Genomic DNA, 25,143 nt, shown 5'->3' with positions numbered 1-25,143 from the left:
CTCATATTGATGTCAGGAAAGTGCTAGCAAACCCCACGATCCAGGCAGCAGCGAGCATAGATGGCCCGTGGGCCATGGCCTTCGCCTTCTTGATTAGCAGCGCTACCACGGTGAACATGCTGGCAAGAAGCATTGCCGCGAGCACTGCGCCGGCCCCTCCAACCAGCGCCATCGCTACCCCCAGGGGCACCGCCAGCTTCACGTCTCCCCCGCCGATCCCGCGGCCCATGACCAGGTACGCCCCGGGCCAGATGAATCCGAACGCACCGACCGGCATGGCCAGGCACGTAAGAAGCGCCGCTCCAGCCGCCGGCAAAGTCCACGCATCAGGCAACCGCCGTTGCTCCACGTCCACCACCCCGAGCACCACCGTCCACACCGCGACGAGAGCGCACATGATCACAGCGACCACGATCGCAGTCCCCGAGCTGACTGCTACGACCCCAGTTGAATCCCCCATGAGCATTACGCTAAAGCCACCCCACCACAGTGCGCACGCCAAGAATGCGCACTGTAATGCGCATTACTCAATTCAGTGGATCCGTTGACTCAGCTTGTGTCTGATCAACGGTTCTTGCGCGTCAACGGTTCTTGCGCGTGACCCCGGTGGGTGCGACCCATCCGACGTGGCGGAAGAGCGCTTCGCGCATCTCTTCGCGCGGGGCAGGCACACCTGTGAACTGCTCGAATTGGGAGTACGACTGGCAGGCGAGCATGACGAGCCCGCCGACGGTCAGGTGGCCGTTCGACGCAGCCCTAGTCGCCAGCGGCGTGGGCCAGGGGTTGTAGATGACGTCGAGAAGCGGAGCGTGCCCGAGCTCTTTTTCCCGCCCCTCGAGCGCGGCGGGAGGAACCGTGGAAATAATGAGGCCCACGCTCATCGCCAGCGGCTCGAGGTCACGGTTGAAATCAATGAAGTCCGCCTCCACGCCACCGAGCAGCGGGAGCAGCTCATCCGAACGGTCGGAGCGGTTGAGAACCGTGACCTTCTCCGCCCCGCGCTCGGCAAGCGACCACAGAGCGGGACGTGCGGTTCCGCCGCCGCCGATCACGAGAGCATGCCCGATCGCAGTTTGATTGCCGACGAGCTCGTCCAGCGCCCCCGCGATTCCCTCACAGTCAGTGTTGTCGGCGCGCCACGAACCGCCGTCGCGGACGAGCGTGTTCGCCGAACCGATCGCCTGTGCGCGCTCCGAGACATCATCGGCGAATTCGAGGGCCGCGAATTTCCCCGGCATCGTCACTGAGAAACCGCGGTATTCTTCCCCCGCCCCGCCGACGATGCCGGGAAGCTGCTCCGCATCGCATTCGATGCGCTCGTAGGTCCACCCCTCTAGCCCGGCCGCTTCGTAACCGGCACCGTGAAGGACCGGCGACAAAGAGTGCTCGACCGGGCTACCGAGGACGGCTGCTTTACCGCCGCCGGCGGGAATCGCTGTACTCATGTGCTCGTGCTTCCGCTTCTAGAGCGCCTGTCTGACTCTGCCCGACCTAGCGCTGGGAATCCAGGATGCCGGAATCGTATGCCTTCTGGACGTTAGCCTGGTGCTCTTCGAAGGTGTTGCTGAACAGGGTCGTGCCCTCGTCGTCGACGGTGACGAAGAACAGCCACTCGCCTTCCGCCGGGTGCTCCATCGCCTGGATCGCTTCCTCGGACGGGGATGCGATCGGGGTCTTCGGCAGGCCGTCCATGGCGTAGGTATTCCACGGCGTGACCTTCTGGCGGTCTGTGTCGCCAGTAGCCAGCTCGACCGATTCGAGGCCGTAGTTGACGGTGGAGTCGAACTCCAGTCGCATCGGTTCCTTGAGGCGGTTGAGGATCACGCGGGCGACCTTGTCGAATTCGCCTTCCGGCGCCTCGCGCTCCACCAGAGATGCTGCGGTGAGCAGATCGTACGGGCTAAGCCCCACGGCCTTGGCGCGACCGACGATATCGGTGCCGTTGTACTTGTCTGCCGAGCGAGTGATCAGGTCCTTCAGGATCGTCTCCGCGTCTGCACCCGGGTCCACGATGTACTCGCCCGGAGCAATGAGACCCTCGAGGCGCTTCGGGTCGCCCTTGTGCTCGTTGACCCGCTCGAGCGCCCATTCCGGCACACCGAGGCTGGCGGGATCGGAATTCGCCGCAACGTCGTGGAGGTCCTCCACCTTGACGCAGTCCTTGTTCTCGCCGTCGGAGCCGCACGAGACGTTCGAAATATTGGTGTAAATACCGAACCGGGTGTCGCCGCCGACGACCTTGACGTCCATGAGCGTCAAGCCGCCAGGAATCTTCAGCATGTCCACCTTGTTGGCAGGATCGAGCAGCGCGGCCACTGCCTCTTCGGCGCTCATTTTCTCCTGCAGGCGGTAGAAGCCCGGTTGGATACTGTCCGCATCCGGATTGGTCATCGCCGCATTCTGGAAGGCTTTGTCCGAGCGGACGATCCCTTTCTCGGCAAGCGCGGGGCCCATTGCAGTAAGCGAGGATCCTTCGGGGATCTCAACGACCTGCTCGACGCCATTGCCGGCGCCTTTGAAGTCGCTTCCAGTGGAGTTGCTGCGTGCAAAAGCAATGTAGACGACGGCGCCAATGATCAACAGGATCGATGCGACCAGCACCGCGACACCGCGGGTGCGCCCCCCAGACGTAGTTGCCGAGCTCACGTTCAGGTCTCCTTGGGTTCGGGCGACGTGCCCGCACCGTATGCGGCAGACGTATCTGACTGCTCCGGCGCGCCCATGTCGCGGTAGTTGTTTCGTCCGTCCAGCCAGGACTGGAGGATGGCCACTGCCGCGGCCTGGTCAATGACAGATCGTCCAGCTTTCTCACTCACACCGGATGCGCGCAGCGCGTGCGTCGCCTCCACGGTGGTGAGCCGCTCGTCGGCGTACCGGACCGGTACATCGCTGCGGCGCGAGATCCGGAAGCCGATTTCCTTCGCGTGCTTGACGCTGGACGAACCATTTCCTTGCAAATCGCGCGGAAGCCCCACGACGACTTCAACGGCGTCGTATTCCTCGATGATCTCCAGCAACCGTTCAATATCCGCGCCGTCGCGGTCTTTGAAACCCGTGACTCGCTTGACTGTCTCCACCGGGGTGGCCAGGCGTGCATCACGGTCAGAGGAAGCGACGCCGATCCGGACGGTGCCCACATCGAGACCGATGCGGCGGCCGTTCCCCGGGTCGTCGACCCCGGGGGTATCCGGATGAACTTTCATCGTTGGCGGGTTCCCTTTTCTCGTGCTGGAAGTGCCGTCGTTTCCACGGTAGTGCCACTCGGCACGGTCGTGGACCATGGACAGGGCGTGTCACGTAATCAATTCGTGACCTTCCTGAACCCTATCCTATATCTGGGCGATGCGGTCCCGAAGGGCTGCGAAGCCGGCATCAATGCCTGCAGCATCCGAACCCGAACCCTGCGCGAGATCCGGCTTGCCGCCGCCCTTGCCGCCGACATATCCGCCGAACAGGCCAACGAACTCGCCGGCCTTGACACCCTCGTCGACAGCTGCCTTTGTCGCAGCCACAGCGAACGGCACCTTGCCATCGGCATCCGCGGCCAGCACGATCACTGCCGGAGAATCACCGAAGCGGCCGCGCAGATCCGTTGCGATGGTGCGCATGTCGCCGCCGGTCGTGCCGTCGGGAAGCTTCACGCTCAGGTAGCGGAATGCCCCGACCTCTTCTGCCTTATTCACCAGCTCGCCGGTCTGGTTAGCCAGTTCCTTCTTGCGCAGATTCTCGATCTCCTTCTCAGCGGCGCGGAGGCGCTCGGTGAGCTGGGCGATACGCTCCGGAAGATCCTCAGACGGGGTCTTCATCTCGCCGGCGAGCAGGTTCGCAATAGCGGCTTCCTTGGAGAAGTACTGGAAGGAATCCATGCCCGAGTACGCCTCGATACGGCGTGCACCCGATCCGACAGACGACTCGCCGAGCACGGCCACCGGGCCGATCTGCGAGGAGTGGTCCACGTGCGTGCCGCCGCACAGCTCGATGGAGAACGGACCGCCGATCTCCACGACGCGCACCTCGTCGCCATAGTTCTCACCGAACAGGGCCATCGCGCCCATTGCCTTCGCCTCGTCCAAGGAGGTCTCGAAGGTGTTGACGGCAAAGTCCGCGTCGACTGCCTGGTTGGCGATGGTCGAGATCTCCTCGAGCTGCTCGGGGCTCAACTGGTCGGTGTAGTTGAAGTCGAAGCGCAAGTAGCCCGGCTTGTTCATCGAACCGGCCTGCACGGCGGTCGGGCCGAGCACCTGGCGCAGCGCCGCGTGAATCAAGTGCGTCGCGGTGTGCGCCTGACGGGCACCGTGGCGCCACGTCAGATCGACCTCCGCGCGGACGGTCTGGCCGACGTCCAGTCCGCCGTTTGCCACGGTCGCCTTGTGGACCCAGAGCTTCTTGTTGCCGACCTTCTGGACATCGTGAACGTCGAGGACCGTGTCGCCGACGATGATGCGGCCACGGTCGGCTAGCTGTCCGCCGCCCTCGGCATACATCGGGGTGACATCGAGAATGACCTCGACCTCGTCGCCCTGGGCGGCCTCCCCGACCTTCTCGCCGCCACGGACGAGGCCCAGGACCTTTCCTTCGTGGCTCAGCTCAGTGAAGCCGACGAATTCGGTCGGGTGACCGTCGATCCACTCACGGTAGAGCGACTCGTCAATATTGCCGTGCTTCTTGGCCTTGTTGTCGGCCTTGGCGCGCTGCTTCTGCTCGTCCATCGCTGCGTGGAAGGCATCCATGTCCACGTCCAGGCCAGCCTCGGCGGCCATCTCGAGGGTCAGGTCGATCGGGAAGCCGTAGGTGTCGTGCAGCTCGAAAGCCTTCTCGCCCGGAACCGTCTTCTGGCCGGCAGACTTGAGCGCCGTGGCCGTCTCGTCGAAACGCGTGGTACCGGATTCAAGGGTCTTTAAGAAGGCCTTTTCCTCCGCGACAGCGACGCGGAGGATGCGCTCGCGGTTGTCTGCGATCTCCGGGAAGGACGGTGTCATCGTGTCCATGATGGTGTTCATGAACGTCTCCAGCGTGTTGCCGGTGGCACCCAGCAAGCGCGCGGAACGCACGATGCGGCGCATCAGACGGCGCAGGATGTAGCCGCGGCCTTCATTCGACGGGGTGACACCGTCGAGAATGATCATCATCGCGGTGCGGGAGTGGTCGGCGATGACGCGGAAGCGCACATCGTCTTCCTGCTTGCCGGCGCCGTATTTCGTGCCGGTCAGCTTTTCGGCGGCCTGAATCACGGGTGCGAGCAGGTCTGTCTCGTAGACATTGTCCACGCCCTGCAGCAGGCAGGCGAGGCGCTCGATGCCCAGGCCGGTATCGATATTCTTCTTCGGCAGCTCGCCGACGATCTCGAAATTGCCCTTCTTATCGCCCTCGCCACGGATGGACTCCATGAACACGAGGTTCCAGATCTCCATGTAACGGTTGTCGTCGGCGATCGGGCCGCCGTCGGCGCCGTATTCCGGGCCGCGGTCGTAGTAGATCTCGGAGCACGGACCGCACGGGCCGGGGATGCCCATGGACCAGAAATTGTCCTCCATGCCCATGCGCTGGATGCGGTCAGCAGAAACACCGACCTTGTCACGCCAGATCTCAGCCGCTTCATCGTCGTCCGTGTAGACGGTCACCCACAACCGTTGCGGGTCGAGCCCGAAACCGCCATCATCCTGCGACTTCGTCAGCAGGTCCCACGCGAGCGTGATCGCACCTTCCTTGAAGTACTGGCCGAAGGAGAAGTTGCCCGCCATCTGGAAGAAGGTGTTGTGGCGGGTGGTGATGCCCACTTCCTCGATGTCCAAGGTGCGCACGCATTTCTGGATCGAGGTGGCCTTGCCGTTCTCGAACGGCGGGTTCTGCTGCCCCAAGAAGTACGGCTTGAACGGCACCATGCCCGCGTTGACGAACAGCAGGGTCGGGTCGTCGAGAATCAGCGAAGCGCTAGGCACGGGCGTGTGCCCAGCGTCGACGAAGTGCGAGGTGAACCGGTCGCGGATCTCATGGGTCTGCACAGAAGAATCCTTAAGCGTTAGTAAAGCGTTGACAGTGCGTTTCTCGTCGTTACACCTTACCCGCGCTACGCCATCTCACGGTCACTAGCTCACGGGCACAACGCTTACCCGCGCCTATTCTCCCCGCACCATTTCCCTCAGCCTCTCCGCATAGGACTGAATGCGTTTCTCCGCTCCATGGTCGGTGGGCTGGTAGTACCTGGCATCGTCGAGCCCTTCCGGCATATACCGTTGCTCCACTACACCGCGCGGATCGTCGTGCGGGTAGAGGTAGCCGACCGCATGGCCGATCTTCTTCGCTCCTTCGTAGTGGCCGTCACGAAGGTGCGGCGGAACGGCACCGGTGCGTCCGGCGCGGACGTCGGCAAGCGCTGCGTCAATCGCTTTGATCACCGACGGCGACTTGGGCGCGGTCGCCAAATGGATGGTGGCTTGCGCGAGCGGCAGGCGTCCTTCCGGCATGCCGATGAACTGGACCGCATTGGCCGCCGCCGTCGCCGTTTGCAGCGCGGTCGGATCCGCCATGCCGATGTCCTCGGACGCGTGGATGACCAGGCGGCGGGCGATGAACCGCGGGTCCTCCCCGGCCTCGATCATGAGCGCGAGGTAGTGGAGCGCCGCATCCACGTCGGAGCCGCGGATCGACTTGATGAACGCGGAGGTGATGTCGTAGTGCTGGTCGCCATCGCGGTCGTAGCGCACCACTGCACGGTCAACGCTGTTCTGCACGACCTCGAGGGTGATCGATTTATGCTCCCCGTCACCTGCGCCCTCGGCAGCCGCTTCGAGGTAGGTCAACGCGCGGCGCGCATCGCCCCCGGCAAGCAGGGCAAGCTGCTCGCGCGCGTCGTCGTCAAGCGTCACTGCTCCGCCTAGGCCTCGTTGGTCTTCGACGGCGCGGTCGATGACGGTCCTGATGCCGTCGTCGTCAAGCGATTCCAGCTTCAACAGCAAAGAGCGAGACAGCAACGGCGCTACCACGCTGAACGACGGATTTTCTGTCGTCGCTGCCACGAGCAGCACCGTGCGGTTTTCCACCGCGGCGAGCAACGCGTCCTGCTGCGTCTTCGAAAAGCGGTGCACCTCGTCGATGAACAGCACCGTGCGCTGCCCGCGCACGAGGTCCTGCTTGGCGCCCTCGAGCACCTCGCGGACCTGTTTCACGCCTGAAGACAGCGCCGACAACCCCACGAAGTTCTGCCCCATGGCGCCCGCGATGAGCGAGGCGATCGTCGTCTTGCCGGTGCCCGGTGGACCGTAGAGAACCACCGATGCTTCGCCGGAACCCTCCACCAATCTGCGTAACGGACGGCCTGGGCCGAGGAGGTGCTGCTGGCCCACGAGCTCATCGAGGGTCCGCGGCCGCATCCGGGCGGCAAGCGGCGCTGAAGACCCCGCGTCGAAAAAAGCGGTGCCCCGCGCAGCACTGCTGAGGCTCGCCCCGGATTGCCCCGAGCTACCCGAGCTCGACGGATCCGTGAACAAACCGCCCTGCGTCATACCAGCTGCTCCGCTACCCGGCGGGCAAAATCCGCCGTCACTGCATACGTCGGCTCCGTGCCCGTCGCCGCGTAGCGCGCCAGGGCATCGAAGGTGCCGGCCACATCCCTGCGGATCACCCGCGCCTCAGCTTCGTCCTCGGGCGCCTCCCCGTCTCCTGCTGCATCTTCCACACCCCGCACGTACTCGAGCAACGAGGCACTGAAAAACGCCCAGCCGATCAGCGCCGCGGTGATCTGCGCCTGCAACGTGTCGTGGTTGAGCACCGACGGCCACACGTCGCCGACTTCCGCCACCCACGCTTCAACGAAGACTGCCGTTTCATGCTCGCTGATCGGCCGCGCCGAAATGTACTGCGGGAAACCAGCGATCACCCCAGCGATATCCGCCACGACATCACGGAAACCAGCCCACTCATAGTCGAGGAATTGCGCGCGCTCAGCGAAAATAATATTGTCCGGCGACAGGTCGAACGGCGTGAACGCCCGCGACCCGCCGTGCAGCATGCGCACCTGCACCGTCTGGGCCACAGCAGCGACATCCGCGGGCACGTCAATGCCCATCTGCCGGATGATGTCCACGCCTTCTTCAATACGGTTTTCCAGCATCGCTTCACGCTGAATTTGGATCTCCCGCGCGCCGTCGATGGAGCGGAGCATGCGCGCCAGCAAAATATTGAAGCTCGTCTCCGCCCCCGCCGTTCCGGCATGCATTTTGCCCAACGACGTGCCCAGATTCCGCAGCAGACGCACGCGCGCCTCGTCGTCGGACTGGTCGAGCAGATCAGCGAAGGTCTCACCGTTGCCCACATCCGACAAGATCAGCGTGCGACGCTCGATGTCGTACCCCAGCAACACAGGACCAGGGCGCACATCTTCGCTTAACGACGTCGTGAACTGGTACGCCACCACTTCCCTCAAGAAAGCTGCGTCATCCACCTCGTCATTCGACTCCGGCGAATATTTCACCACGACTGACCGGTGAGGAAACACCGGATTATTCGCCACACGTAAACGCAGCACCGTCGTCGCACCGGTACCGCTGAGCTCCTCGGGGTCCGTCAACTGCTGCTGCCCGCCGTAGCGGTTGTTCAACACCGCTTCGGCAGTGGCGATGATTTCTTGGTTATCCAGCATGTTCAGACAGCCGGCGCAGAGCACACACGACCCCGGCCGGCCTCGCCCTTTTAGTTGTCCGCCTCGGCCTTGTTCTCAGTCTCGGCCTTGTCCTCGGCCGAGACATCCTTCTTCTCCGGCTTGAAGTCCACGCCGGTCTCCTTGCGCTGGGCAGCCGGAATCGTGCCCGGGGCGTCGGTAAGCGGATCGACGCCGCCGCCCGACTTCGGGAAGGCGATGACATCGCGGATCGAATCGAAGCCGCCCAGCAACGACACGATGCGGTCCCAGCCGAACGCGATGCCGCCGTGCGGCGGTGCGCCGTAGGAGAACGCGTCGAGCAGGAAGCCGAATTTCTCCTGTGCTTCCTCGTTGGTGATGCCCATGACGTCGAAGACGCGCTTTTGCACATCCTGGTTGTGAATACGGATGGAGCCGCCGCCGATCTCATTGCCGTTGCAGACGATGTCGTAGGCGTAAGCGAGCGCCTCGCCCGGCTCCTTGTCGAAGGTGTCCAGGTACTCCGGCTTCGGCGACGTGAACGCGTGGTGCACAGCCGTCCACTGGGAGTGGCCGAGAGCGACATCGCCGGAGGCCGTTGCGTCGGCAGCCGGCTCAAACAGCGGTGCGTCGACGACCCAGGTGAACGCCCAGTCACCCTCCTTGATGAGGCCGAGCTTGTTCGCGATCTCGCCACGGGCGGCGCCGAGCAGCGCACGGGAAGACTTGGTGTCGCCAGCCGCGAAGAAGATGCAGTCGCCCGGCTTCGCGCCGACGTGATCGACGATGCCCGCCTTCTCCTCGTCGGTGATGTTCTTCGCGACGGGGCCAGTGAGCTCGCCGTCCTCCTGCACGAGGATGTACGCCAAGCCCTTGGCACCGCGCTGCTTTGCCCAGTCCTGCCATGCGTCCAGCTGACGACGCGGCTGCGATGCGCCGCCGTCCATGACCACAGCACCGACGTACTCGTTCTGGAATACGCGGAACGGGGTGTCCTTGAAGAACTCGGTGCACTCCACCAGCTGGATATCGAAGCGCAGATCCGGCTTATCCGAGCCGTACTTCTCCATCGCTTCCTTGTAGGTCATGCGCGGAATCGGCGTGGTGATGTCGTAACCGATCAGCTTCCACAGCTCAACCAGGATCTCCTCGGCGAGCTCAATGACGTCGTCCTGGTCGACGAAGCTGGCCTCAATATCCAGCTGGGTGAATTCCGGCTGGCGGTCAGCGCGGAAATCCTCGTCGCGGTAGCAGCGCGCGATCTGGTAGTAACGCTCCATGCCGGACACCATGAGCAGCTGCTTGAACAGCTGAGGGGACTGCGGCAGTGCGTACCACGTGCCCGGACGAAGACGAGCCGGAACCAGGAAGTCGCGGGCACCCTCCGGGGTCGAACGCGTCAGAGTCGGCGTCTCGATCTCCACAAACTCGTGCTTGTTCAGCACGTCGCGGGCAGCTTTGTTCGCCTTCGAGCGCAGGCGCAGAGCCTCAGCCTGGCGCTCACGGCGCAGATCCAAGTAGCGGTAGCGCAGGCGGGTCTCCTCGCCGACCTCGCTGGAGGAGAAATCCTCCACTTGGAACGGCAGCGGCGCAGAGGTGGACAAGACAGTCAACTCGGTCGCGTTGACCTCGATCTCGCCGGACGCGAGATTCGGGTTAGCGGAGCCCTCCGGACGCGGCTCGACGACACCGGTGACCTTCACGCAGTACTCGCTGCGCAGGTCGTGAGCGGCCTCAGCCACCTCGGATTCACGGAAGACGACCTGGGCGTAACCGGAACGGTCGCGCAAGTCGATGAAGATCACACCGCCGTGGTCGCGGCGGCGGCCGACCCAACCAGTCAGCGTGACGGTCTGGCCGTCCATTTCTTTACGGAGATCCCCTGCAAGGTGAGTGCGCAGCACGGTTTCCTCCACGTCCTTCCACGTGTTGTCCAACTATTTCTCAACTCACGTGAGTCTACCGAATGGCCCCGGTGCATCTCCGTAGTAGGTTCCCACCCCCGGAACCTGCCTTAGTTATGGCATGATTTGGCCCATGACCTTTAAGAGTGGTGTGACGCCCTCCGGGCGTGGAGTCAGTACGAGCAGTGGCCCCAGCGGCGGCAGAGGCGGCGGCATGCCCATCATGCTCGGCGGCGGCGGCCTGGGCACGGTCGTCCTGCTCGTCCTCTACCTCCTTCTCAGCCGCGGTGGTGGCCTTGGCGGCGGCCCGGCCGAACCCGGCCAGCAGGCTCAGCAACAGCAGCAGCAGGGCGAAAACAACCTCGAACACTGCAGTGCTGAAGGCGCCGTGAACGAGTACGCCGATTGCCGCGCCGCTGCGATGGCCGATTCACTCAACGCTGTGTGGCCCACCGTGCTCCCCGAGCAGGCCGGCATCGAATACACCGAGCCGGGTCTGCGCCTGTTCCAGAACAGTGTCCAGACCGGGTGCGGTAATGCGTCGTCAAGCACGGGCCCCTTCTACTGCCCGCGCGATGAGCACATCTACCTCGACACCAGCTTCTTCGACCAGCTTGAACAGCTCGGCGGAAGCTCTGCTCCCTTGTCTCAGATGTACGTCGTCGCCCACGAGTGGGGCCACCATATTCAGAACCTCGAGGACACCCTCGGTCTGAGCAACTACGACGACCCGGGCGAGGACTCCGCAGCCGTCGCCATCGAGCTGCAGGCTGACTGCTACGCCGGCATTTGGGCATCCCAGGCAGACAAGGGCGAAAACGCCCTGCTCGAGCCCATCACCGAGGACCAGCTGAAGTCGGCGATTGAGACCGCCCGCGCCATCGGTGACGACCACATCCAGCAGCACTCCGGCCAAGACGTCAACCCGGATGCCTGGACGCACGGTTCCTCCGAGCAGCGCCAGGAAGCGTTCCTCAGCGGCTACAACAGCGGATCCATGGCCAAGTGCGACACCCTCAACCGCGGCGTGTACAAGGGTTAGGTCTTTAAGCAAGCGATGACAAAGGGCGACAACAGCAGCGATCAGGACGCTCAGCACAGCGCACGGCCCAGCAATCGCGCCGTGCCGTTTCTCGCGGCGTTCAATGAGATCGAGAGTTTCCTGCGCTCCGCGTTGGACGCGAAGAAGACCGACGGCTTCAACTGGATGGTCTCCAAGGCGGAAAAACGCCACATTGTCACCACCGGGCAGGCTAACGACCTCAAAGAATTCGCCGGGCTTAGGAACGCCATCAGCCACGGCGAATACCAGGACTACCGGCCCATCGCCGAACCCCTTCCCGAGGCAGTCGCCGAGATCGAGGCCATCCGCGACCAACTCCTCCACCCAGCCCTGGCCATCGATGTCATCGGCCACCAGGACGTGATCACGTTCTCGCCCGACGAGGACATTCACGAGGCACTCCACGCCATCCGCGACACGGGCATCTCCCAGTTCCCCATTTACGACGACAAACAGTGCCGTGGCGTCCTGACCACCAACACGATCGCCCGGTGGCTCGCCGACGAGCTCGGCGAAGACGATTCCATCGCCAACTCGAGCATCGAGCACGTGCTCACCTTCAACGAGCGCAAGGACAAGGCCGTGTTCCTTCCCCGGACCGCCACAGCCACCGAGGTCATTGCCGCGCTCACCTCCCCCTCGCGCAAGCAGGTCCTGCCCCGCCTCGTGATCATCACCGAGCACGGTCACAACAACCAGCAGCCTCTGCGCGTGATCACGCCCTCGAACCTGCCCGCGCTCTTCGACGCGGTCTAGTTCGGTGCCCTCGCTCTTCGATGCGGTCTAATTCGCCGCCCGCGCGGGATGCTGGTGAATCTGTTTACATTTCGCCCCGCTGCCACTTTACCCCAAAACGCGCTGACCTCTACTTATAAACAAGCAGACATGTCGGAGATGTAAACAGATTCACCGATGGGCCTGGACCAACTATTTTCCGGTAGATCCCCCAAGATCCCGCCCCACCAAAATCGGGCTTCAGTCCCCCAGCCCCTGCCCGAGCGGGCCTGCCAGCACAAGGCGCACGAGATACAGCGCCACCGCGGGCACAAAGAAGAACACCAGCGGCACGGAGAAACCGAGGGGCAGCTTGACGACGACCCACACCGCCCCGGCCACCACCGCCACCGCGATGAGCGTGCGGCCGAGGAACTGGAACGTGTGCTGGATCGACGATGTAGCGAGCTGAGCGAACCCTGGGGCCGGCGAGTTCTCAGCACCCGAACTACCCGAACTACCCGAGTTATCTGAACCGACCGACGCCAGCGCAAAGAACCACACGCTGATTCCGGCGATGATGAATGCTCCGGCCAACGCCAGAGCTTGGATCACCGTGAGCGCGAAACCGTCCACGCCGGCTTGAAAGACCACGAACTGCTGGTAAACCAAGAGCGCACCGGCAGCCAATAACAACACCCAAAACAGGGACACAGCTTTCCACCGCACGGTGAGCTGGCGAATGAACATGAGAGCGTAGCGGGAGCCCCGGCCCTGCACCATCTCTCCGACCACGACATTCGCGGAGCGCCAGGCGGCGCCGCCGGTCACCACCGGCAGCGAGGTAACCACCAGCAGCATATTCAGGATCACGATGTCCGCCAGCAGCGTGAACGCCGCCATGAACTTCGAGTCCGGGTGGAAAAACTGCATAACAGGTCCGCTACCTGACCATTAGCCCTTCACAGCGCCGGCGGCGACACCCTCGATAATGTGCTTCTGCGCGGAGACGTAGAAGATGATGATCGGGGTGATCGCCAGCACGAGCATGGCCATCATGGCACCCAAGTCGCGGTCGCCCTGCGAGCCGATGAACTGCTGAATCACGACCGGGATGGTGCGGTACGGGGTGGACAGGCCGATCACGAGGTACGGCAGCAGGTAGTCATTCCAGATCCACATCGCGTTCAGGATCGCCACCGTAATAGCGGTCGGCTTCAGCATGGGCAGCACGACGCGGAAGAAGGTGGATAGCGGGGAGCAGCCGTCGATATGCGCGGCTTCTTCGATTTCCAGCGGGATGGATTTGATGAAGCCGGAGAACATGAACACGCTCAACCCGGAGCCGAATCCGAGGTAGAGCACGATCATGCCGAGCGGATTGGCCAAGCCGAGGCGGTCGGCAATGACCACGGTCGGGAACATGACCATCTGGAACGGAATGACCATAGAGAACACGAATGCGTAGTAGAGAGCGCTCGTCCACCATGTCTTGACGCGGGTGATGTAGTAGGCGGTCATCGCGGAGAAGAACACGACGGCGACAACGGAGCTGATCGTGATCACGAAGGACCACACGATCGCCCACCCGAATCCTTCGCCTTGGATACCGGTGATGTAGTTAGTCAGCCCGGCCCACAGTTCACCCGTCGGCAGCGCGAACGGGTTCGTGGAGATGGCGAAGCGATCCTTGAACGAGTTCAACAGGATGAACGCGATCGGCCCGAGGAACACGATGGTGAGGAACACCAGCACCGCGTAGATGAGGACCTTGGAGCCGTTGGACACGGTCGATTCGTCCCCGGCCTTTTTCTTTTTGCTTATCGACGGCACGTTCCGGTCCGCCTTCTTATCCGCTTTGATACTCGTAGTCATGGTTTATGCCTCCACTTCCCTGCTGCGGGTGGCGCGCAGCTGGAACATAGCGATGGCGACGACAACGACGACGAAGATGACTGCCTTCGCCTGGCCGACGCCCTCGGCGCCCACTCGGTTGAACATGGTCTTGACGATGTTGAGGGCGACCATCTCGGTCTCGCCGCCGGGAGCGCCGTCGGTAAGCGCCAGGTTCTGGTCGTAGACCTTGAACGTGTTCGACAGCGTCAAAAACAGGCAGATGGTGATCGACGGCATCATCAGCGGAATGGTCACATGCCGCAGCTGCTGCCATTTGGACACACCGTCGATTTCTGCGGCCTCGATGAGCTCCGGTGGAACGTTCTGCAGGCCGGCGATGTAGATGATCATCATGTAGCCGATGAGCTGCCAGTTCATCAACATGATGAGGCCCGCGTAGCCGAAGCGCCAGTCGGCGGAGATCGTGGTCTCGTAATTAGCCAGCACGGCATTGATCATCGACTGCCAGGTGTAGCCCAGCACGATGCCGCCGATCAGGTTCGGCATGAAGAAGACCGTGCGGAAGAAGTTGGTGCCGCGCAGTTTGCGGGTCAAGATCCACGCGATGGCGAATGCGATGACGTTGACGGTGATGATGGACACCACCGCGACCAGGATCGTGAACAGCAGCGCGGAGACGAAGCCTTCACGCTCGCTGAACACGCGGGCGTAGTTGTCCAAACCGACCCAGGTGGCGTCGGTAATGGTGGTGAATTTAGTGAACGATAGTGCCGTGCCGACGATGAACGGCACGAAGAACGCGATGCCGAATGCGAGGAGCGTCGGCAGCACGAAGATCGGGAAATATTTCTTCAGTGTCTGTTGCATGATGTGATCCTCTGGTTGCTCCCGGCCCGCCTAATCCAACAGCGCGATCTGGTTGGCCATCTCGTAGTTCCAGTCTTCCTTGAGCTTGTTCACCAAGTCCTGCCACGTGAGATTTCCGTTGGCGTACTGGGCGAGGTTCTGCCCGTAGAGGTCACGGAACTGCTGGTTCGGGGTGTACTGGAAGTCCCACGGAAGCGCTTCTGTCTCAGTGTCATTGAGCGCTTCCTGCACTTGGCGCGCCAGCGGGTCGTCCGGGACGTCGTCGACGTCGTAGTTTTCGAACGGAGCGATGAACCCGAGGTCGTTGACAACGAGTTCTTTGCCTCGCTCGGACAGGAAGAGCCACTTCAGGAAGTCCCTTGTGGCCTGCTGGTCTTCCTCGCTGGCTTTGTTGTTGACCGACAGGAAGTTCTCGGTGCCGACGTTGATACCGACGTTCTCCTCGTTCGGTAGCCCCATATACATCGGCATGAACTTGACCTTGTCTTCCTTGACCACGTTGCCGCCCTCACCGGAGATCTGCCCCCAGGCCCAGTTTCCGTTTTGCACCATGGCTGCTTTGCCAGTGGCGAATTCAGCCATGGCATCAGACACGGCACGCGCAGATGCCAAGCTCGGCTTCACCGTGGAATTCTGCAGGTACAGGTCGAAGAGGTTGTGGTAGTTCTCGCCGTAGGTGAACTCCACATCGGCCATATCGGAGAAGTCCTGAATGCCGCGGTCGGCGATCTCGTAATGAAGGGGACCATTCATGAGGTGGTTGGTCCAGCGCCATTCTTCACCGGCACTGAGCGATGTCGCGGCGAATACGCCCTCGATGCCCAATTCATCTTTGCGGGCCTGCATGTCCTCGGCGACGGCCTTCAAGTCGTCGAAGGAGTTGAGCTCCTCCATGGAGCCGACCTTCGCGTTCGGCAGCGCGAAGTAGGCGTCCATGATCTCTTCGTTGTAGAGGATGCCGAAGCCCTCCATGGCGAAGGGAATGCCCACTACTTGGTCATTCGCATTGGTGATCGGCTGAGCGTCGTCCTGCAGAGCCTGGGTGATCTCGTAGTCAGACATGTCGGCCAAGTAGTCCTTCCAGATGCCGTAGCCTTCTTGGCCGTTGATCTGGAACAGCGTTGGTGCGTTGGACTTGGCCATCTCGGCCTTGAGAGTCTGCATGTAGGAACCAGATGCGGCGGTGACCACTTTGACCGGAACGCCGGTCTGGGCGGTGTACTCTTCCGCGATCTGCTCGAACTGCTCCGCCTGCTCCGGTTTGAAGTTCAGGTAGTACACGTTCGGGCCGTTGTTCTGCCCGCACGCGGTGAGCAGCGACGCGCTCAACCCGACAGCGGCGACCGCCGCTAGTGCTCGGGTGGTCGGTTGCATGGGGTGTACCTCAATCATTGTTCTAGGGGTGGGTATGGGGATTGATTCAGTGTGGATTCAGGAGCTATCCGATATATCGGGATTGTCGGCAGTGTAGATACGCGCCTCATCAGGCCGCTCAGGCAAGATGGTGCGGAAATAGGATTCGGCGGCTTCTTCGAGGCGGACATAGCGTGACTCGTTCTCCGAGACGAACCAGCGGTGGTCGAGGATCTCGTGGAACACCTGGGCGGGCTCAAGCTTGGCTCGCAGAGCGGGCGGGGTGAGCGCCACAATCGGTTCGTACCGGTTCACCAACCAGTCCAGAGCGACGTCTTCGAGGGAAATGTCGCCGTCGTAGTGGAGTGCCCGGTAGACCTCCATTTCACCCAGGAGACGCTGCGCTTGACGGTCCTGGACATCGAGTCCGGTGAGCTGTTTGAGCTTGCGGCGGTTAAAGCCGGTGGAAAACACGGCGGGCTCAATGCTCACGCGGTACACGTCGACGTTTTCACCGGTGGGATTACCGTCGGCATCCACACCGGGCCGGGTGCCGTGGCTGATCTCCGTTTCACCGATATCGAAGCCCAGAGCTTGGATCTTCTCGATGTGCTCGGCGATCTGTCCGAACGCGTCGCCTTCGACGACCAGCTCGTCGGTCATCAAGCTCCACAGTTCGTGGTAGGTCGCGTCGACGGCATTGCCGAGGGCGATGACGTCCACGGAGGCGTCGATAAGCCCGCCTGCTTGAAGGTCCATGAGTTCGCCGATGATGTTGACGCGGGCGAGCTCGACGTCGTAAAGCCTGCGCCCTTGCGACAAGGGTGCGTGGAACTCACCCGTCTCCGCGTCGACAAGGTACGCGGAGAATTCGTCGGCGTCTCGGCGAAACAACGTGTTAGACAGCGACACGTCGCCCCAATAGAAATTCAGCAGGTGGAGGCGCACAAGCAGAACGGCGAGCGCGCGGATGAGCTTATTCACTGTCTCCGGGCCGAGAGCGCGACTGAACACGTCGCGGTACGGCAGGGAGAACTCCAAGTGCTCAGTGACCAGGCACGGAGTGAGCTCCTCGTCGCGTGCATCGTCGGTGCGGTGCGCGATCACTGCGACCGGCTTCACGCATGGGATGTCGAGATCCCGGAGCTTCTTCAACGTCCGGTACTCGTGATAAGCGACGGACTCACCGATCTCCTTGATCGCTAGCGCCAATCCGCCTGCTGAAATGAGCCGCACCGTGTGGCGCGAAATACCGCGCGGGTACGCCGCGAGTAGTTCTTCAGGCCAGTCCGCGAGAGGAACAGCCCACGGCAAGCCAAGCAGAACTTGTGCATACGCCGGCGACTGGACGCTCATTTTCTCGGACATGGACTGTTCACCTCACGGCGCGCGGCAGGCGCCTAGATCCTCTTTCCGGTCGCCTTGGAGAACACGTGGAGCCCGCCCTCGTTGACAGCGACGTGGATGATGTCGCCGCCCTTGATGCCGGACATCGGTGCCACGCGCACGACGATCTTGCCCGCGACGGAATCGTCGGTGCCCTCTTCGCGCCACTCGCCGCCCACGAGGTGGCCGTAGATATAGGAATCGGAGCCGAGCTCCTCCGTGAAGTCGACCTCGATGGGAACGGTGTGCTCGGTGCTCTCCGGCACGACGGTGAGCGCCTCCGGGCGGAAGCCGAGGATGACCTGGCCGTTATCTTCCGGAGTCAGGGCCTGGACATGCTCGGGCGCGAGCGGAATCGACGCACCGCCGAGCTTGGCCACATTGCCTTCGACATTGAAGGTGGACAGGTTCATTGCCGGCGAACCGATGAAGCCGGCGACGAAGACGTTATCCGGGTGTTCGTAGAGTTCGCGCGGGGTGCCCACCTGCTGCAGCACGCCGAAGTTGAGCACGGCGATACGGTCGCCCATCGTGAGCGCCTCAGTCTGGTCGTGCGTGACGTAGATCGTGGTGACGCCCATCCGGCGCTGCAAGCTGGCGATCTGGGTACGGGTCTGCACACGCAGCTTGGCGTCCAGGTTGGACAGCGGCTCGTCCATGAGGAAGACCTGCGGTTCGCGCACGATCGCACGGCCCATGGCCACACGCTGGCGCTGACCGCCCGAAAGGGCCTTCGGCTTGCGGTCCAGGTACTCCGTCAGGTCGAGGGTCTTCGCGGCTTCCTCGACGCGGCGATCGATATCGCTCTTGTCCATGCCCGCAATCTTGAGGGCAAAGCCCATGTTCTCACGCACGGTCATGTGCGGGTACAGCGCATAGTTCTGGAAGACCATCGCGATATCGCGGTCCTTCGGGGACTCGTGCGTGACATCGCGGTCGCCGATCAGGATGCGGCCCTCATTCGTTTCCTCCAGGCCCGCGAGCATGCGCAACGCGGTGGACTTGCCAGAACCAGAGGGGCCGACGAGAACGAGGAACTCACCGTCTGCAATTTCAAGATCAAGCTTATCGACGCTCGGTTTAACCGCCTTCGGATAAATCCTCGTCGCCTTGTCGTAGGTCACTGTGGCCATGTGCTTCTCCTCTTCCGGCGGGCGCGAACCGCCACCGGTCATCCATATTTCAAACCTTAGTTTGACCCTAACACCAGCTGGCCTGCGCTAAGTAGCTCACCTGCTCAAAGGTTTGTGCCCTTTTACCCCCGCGTTTACCCTCGTGGACATGACATCGCATCGTGTTAGCGTGATTGACCTGTTCAGCATCGGCATCGGCCCGTCGTCCTCGCACACCGTTGGCCCGATGCGCGCCAGCACCGCATTCGTGGAAAAACTCGGCCAGCTCCCCTCTGAAGTTCACATTGAACTGCGCGGTTCTCTCGCCGCCACCGGTGTCGGCCACGGCACCGACCGCGCCGTCCTCCTCGGCCTGGTGGGCTACACTCCCCTGACTACCGACCAGACCGTCGAGCCTGTCCCGGGAACACCGATTCCCGCGAAAGGCACCATCTCGGGCCCCGACGGCACTGTCACCTACGAGCTCACCTTCAACCCGAAGCCCGTCGCCGAACACCCCAACTGCCTCATCTTCGACGCATGGGCCGCTGACGGCACCCGCCTGGCCAGCCGCACCGAGTACTACTCCGTGGGCGGCGGCTTCATCATGGACCGCGCCGAGATGAACGAAGCCACCTCCGAAGGTGCTAGCACCGGCATCGCCGCCGCTACCGCAGTCGCTGAGGCGGAGGCTGAAGAGGCAACTGGATCCGGGGCAGCTGACTTAGACGACGGCACATACGCTTATGATTCCTCCGCGGACCTCTTGGCTGTCTGCGACGACACCGGTCTGAGCATCGCCGAGGTCATGGCCCACAACGAAACCATCCAGCGCGGCGTGACCGAGTACACCACCCACTTGGACGAGGTCTGGTCCGTGATGCAGGAATGCGTGAAAAACGGCATCACCACCGACGGTTCCCTACCCGGTGGCCTCAATGTCCGCCGTCGCGCCCCGCGCATGCACGCGATGCTGACCAGTGAGCAGCAACGCCACAACTCCGAGGGACTCGACGCCATGGAGTGGGTGAACCTCTACGCTTTGGCTGTCAACGAGGAGAATGCCGCCCACGGCCGCGTTGTCACTGCCCCGACCAACGGCGCCGCCGGCATCATTCCCGCCGTGATGCACTACTGCCGGGACTTCACCGCCGATTTCACCCCGGAGCGCGCCCGGGAATTCCTTCTCACTGCCGGTGCCGTCGGCGCAATCATCAAGACCAACGCCTCCATTTCCGGTGCCGAGGTCGGCTGCCAGGGCGAAGTCGGCTCCGCCTCCGCCATGGCCGCCGCAGGCATGTGCGCCATCCTCGGCGGCACACCTGCCCAGGTGGAAAACGCCGCGGAGATTGCTCTCGAGCACAACCTCGGACTCACCTGCGATCCAGTCGGCGGCCTTGTTCAGGTCCCATGCATCGAGCGCAATGCCATCGGTGCCGTCAAAGCGATCAATGCCGCCCGCCTCGCCAAATGGGGTGACGGTACCAATATCGTCTCCCTCGACGACGCCGTGGAGACCATGGCCGCCACCGGCCGCGACATGATGACCAAATACAAGGAGACCTCCGTCGGCGGCCTCGCCGTTCAGCTCGGATTCCCGGTGAATATCACCGAGTGCTAGCCCCACTATGAGGCCATTATGAGGTTTGGTTGGGCGTCTCTGGGCGCAGGGTGGATTTAGACGACGTTGCTTCCATGTCAACCAAAACTGACCTGGGGAAACAGATAGCCGATCCCCGGCGAGATGAAGGAAGATCCACTCGGGAATCTGACCGCGGTCGGCGGCCGCCACACGGCTGGTGGCCAACAAAGGGCCGACGACCGTCTCGCGGCCGGCGATCAAAACGCCGCTGGGGCCCAATAAAGGGCGGGCCCGATTGCCGCCCTAGCGTTCCGTGACCTCTGGGACGGTATCGTCCTCTGGGAGGAAGATCGCGTCGATAATCGCACCGGCATCGAGGGCGACAGTCTTCTGCGACTGGTTCTCGAGATTCTTCACGGTGATCTCGCCGGCTTCGAGCTCGCGGTCACCTAGGACGAGTGCGGTGTGAGCGCCGGAGCGGTCCGCCCCCTTCATAGCGCCCTTGAGGCCGCGGCCGCCGTACACCATGTCGGCGGAGATGCCGTTGTGGCGGAGTTCGTCGATAAGCGTGGCCATTTTCTTGGTCGCTTCGGGGCCAATTCCGACGCCATAAACCTGGACGCGCTGGTCGACCCCATCGAGGGTGACGCCTTCGGCTTCGAGGGCGAGGACAGCACGGTCGACGCCGAGGCCGAAGCCGATGCCGGAGAGGTCCTGGCCGCCGATCTGCGCCATGAGGCCGTCGTAGCGGCCGCCGCCGCCGATGCCGGACTGTGCGCCGAGGCCGTCATGGACGAATTCGAAGCAGGTCTTGGTGTAGTAGTCCAGGCCGCGGACCATGCGCGGGTTGATCACGTACTCGATGCCGAGGTCGTCGAGGGAGCCGGTGACGGTTTCAAAGTGCTCGCGGCACTCGGCGTCTAAGTGGTCGAGCATGAGCGGAGCATCAGCGGTCATCTCCTGGACCTCCGGGCGCTTGTCGTCCAGTACACGCAACGGGTTGATCTGGGCGCGGTGGCGGGTCTCCTTGTCCAGCGGCAGATCGAGGAGGAAGTCCTGGAGCTTCTGGCGGTAGGCCGGGCGGCAATTGCGGTCTCCCAGGCTGGTCAGCTCGAGGCGGAACCCGGTGAGGCCAATGGAGCGGTAGCAGCGGTCGGCGAGGGCGATGACCTCGACGTCGAGAAGCGGATCGTCGACGCCGATCGCCTCGACTCCGACCTGCTGCAGCTGGCGGTAGCGACCGGCTTGCGGGCGCTCGTAGCGGAAGAACGGGCCGTAGTAATTGAGTTTGACGGGCAGCTGGCCGCGATCGAGATTGTGCTCGATCACCGAACGCATGACGCCTGCGGTGCCTTCTGGGCGCAGGGTGACCGAGCGGTCGCCGCGGTCGGCGAAGGTGTACATCTCCTTAGAAACGACGTCGGTGGACTCCCCCACGCCGCGGGCAAAGAGGGTGGTGTCTTCGAAGACAGGCAGCTCAATGTGCTGGTACCCGGCGAGATGCGCCTGATTCACAAACTCGGAACGGACCGCGTGGAAGGTCGCGGATGCCGGCGGCACATAGTCCGGCACCCCCTTCGGCGCGGACAGGGGCTGGAACTTCTCGGCTTTCTGCTGGGTATCGCTCACGCCGGTCGATCTTAGCGCGAACGGCCTGCGGCGCTGAGATACGGGTTTGTGGCGCGTTCTTGTGCCACTGTGGTCGCAGGCCCGTGGCCGGGCAGAACAGTGAGCTCATCGTCGAGATCCCACACGGGACCGGCGAGGGTGCGGTCCATCGCGGCCGGGTCACCCAGTGGAAGGTCCGTGCGGCCGATGGAACCGGCGAACAGCACGTCGCCGGCGAAGACGACCTGCTCGTCGGAGGCAGCAATGAGCAGGCACGACCCCGGCGAGTGCCCCGGAGCGTGGACGATGCGGAAGTCCATGCCCGCGAACGTCATGGTCTCCCCCGCTGTAAGGTGCCGCAGGTCCTCGGGTTGCTTCATGGAGTCGACCTCGAAGATCCGACCGAAGTCGCCGGGCGCGCCCCACTGCGGATCGAGCATCACTTCATCGTCGGGGTGGATGTAGACAGGCACACCGAACTCGGCGCAGTCACGGGTGTGGTCGATGTGGCCGTGGGTGAGCACGACGGAGACGAGCTCCGCACCCGCTTCCTCGACGATCTTCATGACCTGGGCGTGGGAATCCTTGCCCGGGTCAATGACGAAAGCCTCGGGCTTGGAGCCCGAGGCGGAGTCCGCCGACGCAATGACGACGTAGGTGTTGGTGCCGAACGGCCCTGCGGTGAATCCTGCGATCTGCATGGCCGCCAGTGTAGACGGCATGCGCGACCATGCCGCCGGAAATTACTTCGACAGTGCTTCTACGGCAGCGTCATAGTCGGGCTCGTCGGCGATGTCGTCGACGAGATGAGTGTGGATGATCTTGTGGTCGGCATCGGTGACCACCACGGAGCGCGCGAGCAGGCCCTTGATCGGCGAACCTTCCATGATCACGCCGTAGTCCTCGCCGAAGGTAGAACGGAATGCGGACGCGCTGACGACATTGTCGATGCCCTCGGCACCGCAGAAACGCTGCTGCGCGAACGGCAGGTCCTTGGACACGCAGAGCACCACGGTGTTGTCGAGGCCAGCTGCGAGCTCGTTGAAGCGACGCACCGACTGCGCGCACACGCCGGTGTCCACGGACGGGAAGATATTCAACACGATGCGCTTGCCAGCGAAGTCAGCGTCAGTGACGGTATTCATATCACCGCCTACCAGCTCGAAGGACGGCAGCTTCTCACCAACGGCCGGAAGTTCGCCGGAGGTGGTGGTCGGTTCATTGCGGAAAGAAATATCAGCCATAGCGCCCAGCATAAATAAAGGCCCGGCCGCACGCACTGGTATGTGGTGCAGTACTGATACTGTAATTACCCATCTGACCACCAACACCTACTGATGGAGGCCGAAGTCCGTGAGCAATAACGCGCAGCGCGGCAAAGACGCCCTGAAGGAACTCGACCGCGAGCTCAAGGCACGCGACCGCAAAGAGAAGAACAAGCCCTGGTCGATCGCGGCCATGGCGCTGCTGGTCATCGCTCTTGTCGGCGGCGGCATCTACTTGGCTGCCACCTGGGGCTCCGACGAGGATGTCGTTGCCGAGGAGGAAGCCGATAAACAGGACGAGCAGAAAGAGCAGGAGCAGCAGGAAGAGGTGGAGCCCGTCGCGCTGAATAAGAAGCGCACGACCCCGCTCGATCCGACCGTTACCTGCACGTACACCGAGGACGGCAACGGCGAGTTCTACAAGGGCCTGCCCGAAGCTGAAGGCGTATCGACGGAGGGCACCGTCGACGTCGCCCTCGACACCTCCGCTGGCCCCATCGGCATGACCTTGGACCGTTCCGTGTCACCGTGCACAGTCAACGCCATCGAGTACTTGGTCGAGGAGGGCTACTACAACGACACTGTGTGCCACCGCCTGACCACTGAGGGCCTCCACGTTCTGCAGTGCGGCGATCCGAGCGGTACCGGCAGTGGCGGCCCGGGCTTCCAGTTCGCGGACGAGTACCCGGTCGACGATGAAGCTGAGAGCAAGAACGCCAATGTTCTGTACGAGCGCGGCAGCATCGCCATGGCGAACTCGGGCCCGAACACGAATGGTTCGCAGTTCTTCCTGAACTATGGCGAGTCCCCGCTCCCTCCCAATTACACCTACTTCGGCACGATCAACGAGGAAGGCCTGGCCACCCTCGACAAGATCGCGGAGGCCGGCATCGCTGAGCCGGAAACCGAGGAAGAGGCCATGATGGCGAATCCGGGTGACGGCGCCCCGAAGGAGGAAGTGAAGATCAACAGCGCGTCCGTCGCGTAGCCCTTCACTCATAAGCACCTGCCGCCTAGTGTGATATTCACCACATTAGGCGGTTTTTCATTGCCGAAGCTTAAGATAACCGCAACAACAGCCAGCGCACGCACAGTTTATCGACGAGGCCCCCTCCCCCTTCGCTATATTTCCCGCTTCAACTGTGTGTCTGTACAAATATTTCACTCGAAGCGCGTGAGAAGTCCCCCAACAGTCGTGCCCCTCACGCCCCAATAGTCACACCTTTTGCATTCAAATACTTAATAAGAAGCTAAGAAATGCTGCTCCTAGCTGGAAAAGCGCTCGTGGAAACCCTTGCAGCCCCTATACCCCAGCTGTAGAGTGTTCCACGTCATTGAGAGCTTCTTTCTGAAAGGGACATTCATGAAGATCCGCAAGAGCATCCTCGCTGCTGCTACCGCTGCCACCGTTTCCGTCTCCGGCGTTGTCGCCGCTCCGGCTTTCGCGGCCGACGAGCCGGCAAAGGACGAGAACGTCACCACTGAGGACAACAACAAAAACGAGTCCGAGGGCAAAGACGGCGAGTCCGAGGGCAAGAAGGACGAAGACAAGAAGGACGAGGACAAGTCCTTCGGCGCCAAGCTCAAGGCTAACTCCTCCGACGACAACGGCGACTGGGATCCGAAGGCCATCACCGCTTGGATCAGCGTCTTCACCGCGGTCCTGGGTCTGGTCGGCTCCGTGGTCACCTTCGCTCAGAAGAACTTCAAGCTGCCGTTCTAAGGCTGCTCCGAGCATCTAGCTCACACGCCAATACCGCCGCGACGTTGCGTCGTGGCGGTTTTCGCGTCTTTAGGGCCCTAAATCAGAGTGCG

The 25,143-nt window shown here is 62.6% G+C and carries 22 protein-coding genes; 5 read left to right on the top strand and 17 right to left on the bottom strand.

Going from position 1 to position 25,143, the window contains the following annotated elements:
• Position 1 precedes the first annotated feature (1 nt).
• From M3G19_RS00520 to aspS, 8 genes are all read right to left on the bottom strand, one after another.
• Positions 2-460 carry a prepilin peptidase gene (locus tag M3G19_RS00520; RefSeq protein WP_259899825.1) on the bottom strand — a complete coding sequence of 153 codons (459 nt, stop codon included), beginning with the start codon at positions 458-460 and terminating at the stop codon, positions 2-4.
• 121 nt (positions 461-581) lie between these two features.
• On the bottom strand, positions 582-1,445 hold the full coding sequence (locus M3G19_RS00515) for a shikimate dehydrogenase (protein ID WP_259899824.1): 864 nt from the start codon (positions 1,443-1,445) through the stop codon (positions 582-584).
• A gap of 46 nt (positions 1,446-1,491) precedes the next feature.
• Positions 1,492-2,646 carry an endolytic transglycosylase MltG gene (gene mltG / locus M3G19_RS00510; protein WP_259899822.1) on the bottom strand — a complete coding sequence of 385 codons (1,155 nt, stop codon included), beginning with the start codon at positions 2,644-2,646 and terminating at the stop codon, positions 1,492-1,494.
• A 2-nt stretch (positions 2,647-2,648) separates the two neighbouring features.
• The gene (ruvX, locus tag M3G19_RS00505; RefSeq protein ID WP_259899818.1) at positions 2,649-3,203 is read right to left on the bottom strand and encodes a Holliday junction resolvase RuvX; all 555 of its coding nucleotides are present in this window, start codon (positions 3,201-3,203) and stop codon (positions 2,649-2,651) included.
• Positions 3,204-3,329: 126 nt separating this feature from the next.
• Positions 3,330-6,002: an alanine--tRNA ligase gene (gene alaS, locus M3G19_RS00500; protein WP_259899813.1), complete on the bottom strand. Its 2,673-nt coding sequence runs from the start codon at positions 6,000-6,002 to the stop codon at positions 3,330-3,332.
• Positions 6,003-6,116: 114 nt separating this feature from the next.
• Positions 6,117-7,502: a replication-associated recombination protein A gene (locus tag M3G19_RS00495; protein WP_259899812.1), complete on the bottom strand. Its 1,386-nt coding sequence runs from the start codon at positions 7,500-7,502 to the stop codon at positions 6,117-6,119.
• Complete coding sequence (locus tag M3G19_RS00490) at positions 7,499-8,638, bottom strand: phosphotransferase family protein (RefSeq protein WP_259899810.1); 1,140 nt, start codon at positions 8,636-8,638, stop codon at positions 7,499-7,501. The genes M3G19_RS00495 and M3G19_RS00490 overlap by 4 nt, the downstream gene beginning before the upstream one ends.
• 50 nt (positions 8,639-8,688) lie before the next feature.
• Positions 8,689-10,521, bottom strand: coding sequence for an aspartate--tRNA ligase (aspS, locus tag M3G19_RS00485; RefSeq protein ID WP_259900218.1), 1,833 nt, complete (start codon positions 10,519-10,521; stop codon positions 8,689-8,691).
• A 133-nt stretch (positions 10,522-10,654) separates the two neighbouring features.
• Between aspS and M3G19_RS00480 the strand changes: the two genes are divergently transcribed.
• The gene (locus tag M3G19_RS00480; protein WP_259899809.1) at positions 10,655-11,563 is read left to right on the top strand and encodes a neutral zinc metallopeptidase; all 909 of its coding nucleotides are present in this window, start codon (positions 10,655-10,657) and stop codon (positions 11,561-11,563) included.
• Between the two features lie 15 nt (positions 11,564-11,578).
• On the top strand, positions 11,579-12,340 hold the full coding sequence (locus M3G19_RS00475; protein ID WP_210573474.1) for a CBS domain-containing protein: 762 nt from the start codon (positions 11,579-11,581) through the stop codon (positions 12,338-12,340).
• Between the two features lie 219 nt (positions 12,341-12,559).
• Here the strand turns inward: M3G19_RS00475 and M3G19_RS00470 are convergent, their stop codons facing one another.
• The 6 genes from M3G19_RS00470 to M3G19_RS00445 are packed head-to-tail and all read right to left on the bottom strand — an operon-like array spanning position 12,560 to position 18,894.
• The gene (locus M3G19_RS00470; protein ID WP_259899807.1) at positions 12,560-13,231 is read right to left on the bottom strand and encodes a hypothetical protein; all 672 of its coding nucleotides are present in this window, start codon (positions 13,229-13,231) and stop codon (positions 12,560-12,562) included.
• 21 nt (positions 13,232-13,252) lie between these two features.
• Positions 13,253-14,173 carry a carbohydrate ABC transporter permease gene (locus M3G19_RS00465; RefSeq protein ID WP_259899805.1) on the bottom strand — a complete coding sequence of 307 codons (921 nt, stop codon included), beginning with the start codon at positions 14,171-14,173 and terminating at the stop codon, positions 13,253-13,255.
• A 3-nt stretch (positions 14,174-14,176) separates the two neighbouring features.
• On the bottom strand, positions 14,177-15,022 hold the full coding sequence (locus M3G19_RS00460) for a carbohydrate ABC transporter permease (RefSeq protein ID WP_259899804.1): 846 nt from the start codon (positions 15,020-15,022) through the stop codon (positions 14,177-14,179).
• Between the two features lie 30 nt (positions 15,023-15,052).
• A complete protein-coding gene (locus tag M3G19_RS00455) occupies positions 15,053-16,396 on the bottom strand; it encodes an ABC transporter substrate-binding protein (protein WP_259899802.1) in 1,344 nt (447 codons plus the stop codon).
• A 57-nt stretch (positions 16,397-16,453) separates the two neighbouring features.
• Positions 16,454-17,743: a DUF4032 domain-containing protein gene (locus M3G19_RS00450; RefSeq protein ID WP_259899801.1), complete on the bottom strand. Its 1,290-nt coding sequence runs from the start codon at positions 17,741-17,743 to the stop codon at positions 16,454-16,456.
• A gap of 32 nt (positions 17,744-17,775) precedes the next feature.
• Entirely contained in the window at positions 17,776-18,894 is a 1,119-nt protein-coding gene (locus M3G19_RS00445) for an ABC transporter ATP-binding protein (protein ID WP_210573550.1), read from the bottom strand.
• Positions 18,895-19,042: 148 nt separating this feature from the next.
• On the opposite strand from M3G19_RS00445, the gene M3G19_RS00440 reads away from it, so the two are divergent.
• Positions 19,043-20,494 (top strand): L-serine ammonia-lyase, encoded by a 1,452-nt coding sequence (locus M3G19_RS00440; protein WP_259899799.1) that lies wholly within the window; start codon positions 19,043-19,045, stop codon positions 20,492-20,494.
• A gap of 264 nt (positions 20,495-20,758) precedes the next feature.
• Here M3G19_RS00440 and hisS read toward each other — a convergent pair whose 3' ends face one another.
• Genes hisS through tpx form a run of 3 tightly spaced genes read right to left on the bottom strand, consistent with a single transcriptional unit; the run spans position 20,759 to position 23,307 of the window.
• On the bottom strand, positions 20,759-22,084 hold the full coding sequence (gene hisS / locus M3G19_RS00435) for a histidine--tRNA ligase (protein ID WP_259899795.1): 1,326 nt from the start codon (positions 22,082-22,084) through the stop codon (positions 20,759-20,761).
• A gap of 11 nt (positions 22,085-22,095) precedes the next feature.
• Positions 22,096-22,764, bottom strand: coding sequence for an MBL fold metallo-hydrolase (locus M3G19_RS00430; protein ID WP_259899794.1), 669 nt, complete (start codon positions 22,762-22,764; stop codon positions 22,096-22,098).
• Positions 22,765-22,806: 42 nt separating this feature from the next.
• Complete coding sequence (gene tpx, locus M3G19_RS00425; protein ID WP_259899792.1) at positions 22,807-23,307, bottom strand: thiol peroxidase; 501 nt, start codon at positions 23,305-23,307, stop codon at positions 22,807-22,809.
• 109 nt (positions 23,308-23,416) lie between these two features.
• On the opposite strand from tpx, the gene M3G19_RS00420 reads away from it, so the two are divergent.
• Together M3G19_RS00420 and M3G19_RS00415 are read left to right on the top strand one after the other, a co-directional pair.
• Complete coding sequence (locus tag M3G19_RS00420) at positions 23,417-24,316, top strand: peptidylprolyl isomerase (protein ID WP_259899790.1); 900 nt, start codon at positions 23,417-23,419, stop codon at positions 24,314-24,316.
• A 375-nt stretch (positions 24,317-24,691) separates the two neighbouring features.
• Positions 24,692-25,051: a hypothetical protein gene (locus tag M3G19_RS00415; RefSeq protein ID WP_259899789.1), complete on the top strand. Its 360-nt coding sequence runs from the start codon at positions 24,692-24,694 to the stop codon at positions 25,049-25,051.
• Positions 25,052-25,143: the final 92 nt, after the last annotated feature.

Source organism: Corynebacterium sp. p3-SID1194 (genome assembly GCF_025144155.1).
In the GTDB taxonomy this organism is placed as follows: Bacteria; Actinomycetota; Actinomycetes; order Mycobacteriales; family Mycobacteriaceae; genus Corynebacterium.
The sequence above is the reverse complement of the archived record's forward strand: the minus strand, read 5'-3'. Positions and strand labels throughout refer to the sequence as shown.